The following is a 4881-nucleotide window of genomic DNA, read 5'->3' as shown; positions in this document are numbered from 1 at the left end:
TTATCTGCGCTTTTGGCTTGGCATCTGCCGCACCTCGCTCGCCGTATCGGCACTTAGAATTATGCGGTATTGCCTTAAATTTGTTTATCTTTACTGCGGGGCATCGTATAGTTCCTTGTAGATTCTACATGTATTCTATAGTCTATCATGTTCTCCATGATAAATCAATTTTCCATCGTCAAATACGCAATTTCTACACCTGCCCCGGAAAATTTTGCTGGAATGGGGCGCGGGCATTTTTTTTTGGGGGGTGTTTTCCCCTGCCTGGCTGTAAGTTCAATCAACGAATCAAAGCGAATCCCGCAAAACAAAAAGTACCGTTCCCGCAGCGCTACTGCAGGTCCGGTACATCATCGTATATTCGTATGCTGATCTGCCTGCGCTGCGGCAGGCGGGATTTCGGGGGATTGCCATTACATTAAGCTGAACAGGTCAACCTGGCTGGTTTCCGGCAGATTTCCCAAAGCGCCGACTTCGTGCAATTTGTCGAATACCGACTGCGCCACGCCGGAGGCTTGCTGCAGTTCTTCCACCGAGATATATTCCTGCCCATGGATGGTAGCCTGTTCCAACGCCACAGCGGCAGCTTCGCCCAGGCCGCGGATGGCGGTAAAGGGCAGGCGCACTTTGCCGTCCTCCACCACATACTTGCTGGCATAGCTCTTGCCCAGCTCAATGGGCAGGAACTGGCAGCCGCGCTGCAGCATTTCATTGACCAGCTGTAGGCTGACAAGGGCATCATCGTCCTTAGCGGTACGCTCATCCTTGGGGATCTTTTCGTTATCCCGCAGGTGCTCCTTGGCCACGCGCACACCGCCAACAGCTGCTTCATAGTCGATATCCGCGCCGCGAACGGTAAAGTACACAGCATAGAAGATAGCCGGGTGGTACACCTTGAACCACATCAGGCGGATGGCCGCCATCAGGTAGGCAACAGCGTGAGCCTTGGGGAACATATACTTGATCTTGCGGCAGGATTCGATGTACCAATCCGGCACATCATGCTCCTTCATGGCTTCTTCCCAGCCGGGCTTAAAGCCGCCCTTGGCCACCTTGCCTTTACGCACGGCCTCCATAATGTCAAATGACATTTTGGGTTCCAGCCCCTTGCGCAGCAGGTAGAGCATGATGCTGTCACGGCAGCCGATCACCTCGGCAATGGTGCAGGTACCGGAGCGGATCAGTTCGTCCGCGTTGCCGGTCCACACATCCGTGCCGTGGGACAGGCCGGAGATTTGGATCAGCTCCGAGAAGTTTTTCGGCTTTGCATCCAGCAGCATGCCGCGCACAAAGTTGGTGCCCATTTCCGGGATGCCGAAGGTACCGGTCTGGCTGCCGATTTGCTCCGGGGTAACGCCCAGTGCTTCGGTGGAGGTCAGCAGGCTGTAGACCTTGGGATCGTTCATCGGCACGCTGTCAATGGGGATGCCGGAATACTCTTCAAAGAACTTATAGAAAGTCGGAACATCATGACCCAGCTCGTCCAGCTTGAGCAGCGTATCATGCAGGTACTTAAATTCAAAGTGGGTGGTCAGCAGGCCGCCCTTCACATCGTCCGCCGGGTGCTGAATGGCACAGAAATCATAAATATCAAAGGTGGAAGGCACAACAACCATGCCGCCGGGGTGCTGGCCCGTGGTGCGCTTGACACCGGTGCAGCCCAGGCACAGGCGGTTTACCTCAGCACGGTTCACGGTTTTGCCACGCTCTTCCAGATATTTTTTCACATAACCGTAAGCCGTTTTATCCTGCAGGCCGGATACAGTGCCCGCCTTGAACACATTCTCCTTGCCGAACAGCTCCTCCGTATAGCGGTGAACGTTGGACTGGTACATGCCGGAGAAGTTCAGGTCGATATCCGGCTCCTTATCGCCGTAAAAGCCCAAGAAGGTTTCAAACGGGATATCGTGGCCGTCCATGATCATGGGTTCGCCGCAGACAGGGCATTTTTTATCCGGCAGGTCAAAGCCGTCCATCGTCACGCCATCATCAATCCACTCGCTGTGCTTGCACTTAGTGCACAGGTAGTGCGGCGGCATGGAGTTGACCTCCGAAATGCCGGAAAAGTGCGCCACAGCGCTGGAGCCGACAGAGCCACGGCTGCCCACCTGGTAGCCGCCTGCGTTGGAAAACGCCACCAGCTTGACCGCAATGACATACAAAACAGCGTAACCATGGCCGCAGATGGAATCCAGCTCTTTTTTCAGGCGCTTTTGCAGCACATCCGGCAGGGGGTTGCCGTAATCACGGCGGGCGTGCTGCCAGGTGCCGGAGCGCAGCTGATCCTCAGCACCCTCAATGGAAGGCGGGTAGGTTCCCTTGGGGATGGCGCGCAGATTGTTATCAATGGTAGCGGCAATCTTGTTGGGGTTGGTCACGCAGATTTCAAAGGCTTTTTCCTGCGGGAGATAGCTGAACTGCTCCAGCATATCCGGCGTGGTGCGGTAGAACAGCGGGGCCTGGTTGTCAGCATCCTTAAAGCCGTTGCCTGCCTGCAGGACCGCGCGGTAAATGCGGTCCTCCGGCTCCTGGAAGTGAACGTCACCGGTAGCAACCACGGGGATATGCAGTTCTTCGCCCAGCTGGATGATGGTGCGGTTGAAGTTCTTGATGGCTTCGATGGAATCCACCTGCCCATTGCGGACCATGAACTCGTTGTTGCCAAGAGGCTGCACTTCCAGATAGTCATAATACCGGGCAATGCGCAGCAGTTCATCATGGGCCTTGCCTGCCACTACAGCGCGGTACAGCTCGCCTGCTTCGCACGCAGGTGAAAGCAGCAGGCCCTCGCGGTATTGATTCAGCAGGCTGCGGGGCACGCGCGGCTTTTTGAAGAAATACTTGGTGTGCGCCGCACTGACAATGCGGTACAGGTTTTTGAGTCCTGTCTGGTTCTGCACCAGAATGATCAGGTGGTAATACTTCTTTTTCAACACCTCTTTGTTGCCGCCAAGGCCGGTGTTGATAGCCTCCACGGTGGTCATGTCCTTCTCCTTCAAATCGGAGAGCATAACCTCAAAGATGCGGGCCAGCGCCATGGCGTCATCCACGGCGCGGTGGTGGTTAAAGGGCTGGATTTCCAGATGTTTGTTGATGGTATCCAGTTTATAGTTATGCAGGCCAGGGAACAACGCCTGCGCCATGGGCAGGGTGTCAATATAGGTGTTGGAAAAATCCACCCCCGCCTTATCCCCTGCTTTACGGATGAACAGCATATCAAAGCTGTTGGCGTTGTGGGCAACCAGGATGTTATCGCCGCAGAATTCCTTGAATTGGCGGATGGCCTCGGCCGGTGTGGGGGCATCGGCCACCATGCTGTCGTTGATGCCGGTCAGCTCCACCACCTTTTGCGGGATGGGTTTGCCGGGGTTGACGAATGTACAGAAACTCTTATCCGGGTTGATCTTGCCGTTTTCCACGTACACGGCGCCGATCTCGGTCAAAGCTTCCACGTTGGAGTCCAGGCCGGTGGTCTCGGTATCAAACACCACAAAGGAGCCGGTGATGGGCATGGTTTTGGTGCCATACACAGCGGGGATCATATCGTCCACAAAGTAGGCTTCACACCCATAGATCAGCTTGAAGTTGGGGTCGTCCTGGTGGATCTCGTCAGTGGCAAGCATGGCTTCCGGGTAGCCCTGGCACACGCCGTGGTCGGTAATGGCAATGGCGCGGTGGCCCATGCGGTGGGCCAGGCGCACGATCTTGCCGGAATCGCAGAAGCCGTCCATGCTGCTAGACTTGGTATGCAGATGCAGTTCCACGCGCTTTTGCCCCTCGGGGGCATCATCATGGCGGGGCATACGCTCCACCTGCAATACATCATAGGGCAGCAGGACATAGTCGTGCTCGTACTTATCATAGGTATAGTTGCCGCGCACGATGAGGGTTGTGCCGGATTTGAGGCCCTCCCACTTAGACATATCCTCGTTTTCATCGCCGAGGACTTTGAGGTTGATGGAACCGTTATAGTCGGTGATGGAGGTAAAGTAGATTTTGCGGCGGTTGCCCTTTACCTCGGTAAAGAATACATCGCCCCACACGGTCACCTTGCCGCCATCGCCCAGATCGTTCAGCGGGCGCAGGTCGGCAGGCTTGAAAGACTTGCCATAGAACACCTTAGCCGGCTTGGAGGTGAGCTCCAGCCCCTCAATGGTAAAGGGTGCCACTTCTTCTTTGGCCTTGAACTGCACGGCGGGCACCTTTTCTGCCACGCGGCGGTCGAGTTCGTCCGCATCCATCTGTTTGCCGACCAGCTCCATGCGCACAATGGGCAAAGCACCGGTGCGCTCCTGGATGAGTTCTGCCAGATGCCTGGGCAGCTCCACGCTTTCCAGAATCGGCAGACCCGCGTTGACCCGCACCACAAGACCGTCCTGAGCAAAAGCAACCGGCTGGGCTTTATCCAGAAAGCCGTTGACCGGCATCCCCTGCTGTTTGAGCTCTTCGATCATAGCCTTGACGGCTTCCGGCGTGATGGCGTTATAGTTGAAGTAGTTGCGCATGGTCAACTCATAACCGGCAAAAATCTGCTCCAATGACGCCAAAAGACGCCCGCACAGGGCAGAGTCCAGCGGCTCTGTGCTGCGCAGGCAGATGATAACTTTGCGTGCGGAACGGAACAGTTCTACCCGCTCCACAAACACATTGCTGAAGCTGGCGGTAAACTGTTCATCGGCCGTGAACTGCGGCCAAACCTGGGTAACAAGTGGTTTTAACATAGCACCTCTTGAGAGTTACGGACGGCCTTTTTTGAAAAAAGGCCTGGCAAAAAACTTTAATATGATAAATTACAGTAATATTCTAAGGCAATACCGCATAATTCTAAGTGCCGATACGGCGAGCGAGGTGCGGCAGATGCCAAGCCAAAAGCGCAGATAA

At 55.3% G+C, this 4881-nt stretch carries 1 protein-coding gene; it reads right to left on the bottom strand.

Translation table 11 applies throughout. The features are described 5' to 3' along the window. Positions 1-413: 413 nt before the first annotated feature. Positions 414-4721: a PolC-type DNA polymerase III gene (locus C4885_RS15460; RefSeq protein WP_114001191.1), complete on the bottom strand. Its 4308-nt coding sequence runs from the start codon at positions 4719-4721 to the stop codon at positions 414-416. Positions 4722-4881: the final 160 nt, after the last annotated feature.

The sequence above is a fragment of the Subdoligranulum sp. APC924/74 genome (assembly GCF_003324125.1).
Taxonomy (GTDB): Bacteria; Bacillota; Clostridia; order Oscillospirales; family Ruminococcaceae; genus Gemmiger; species Gemmiger qucibialis.
Note: the sequence above shows the minus strand (reverse complement) of the source record. Positions and strands in the feature narration are given on the sequence as shown.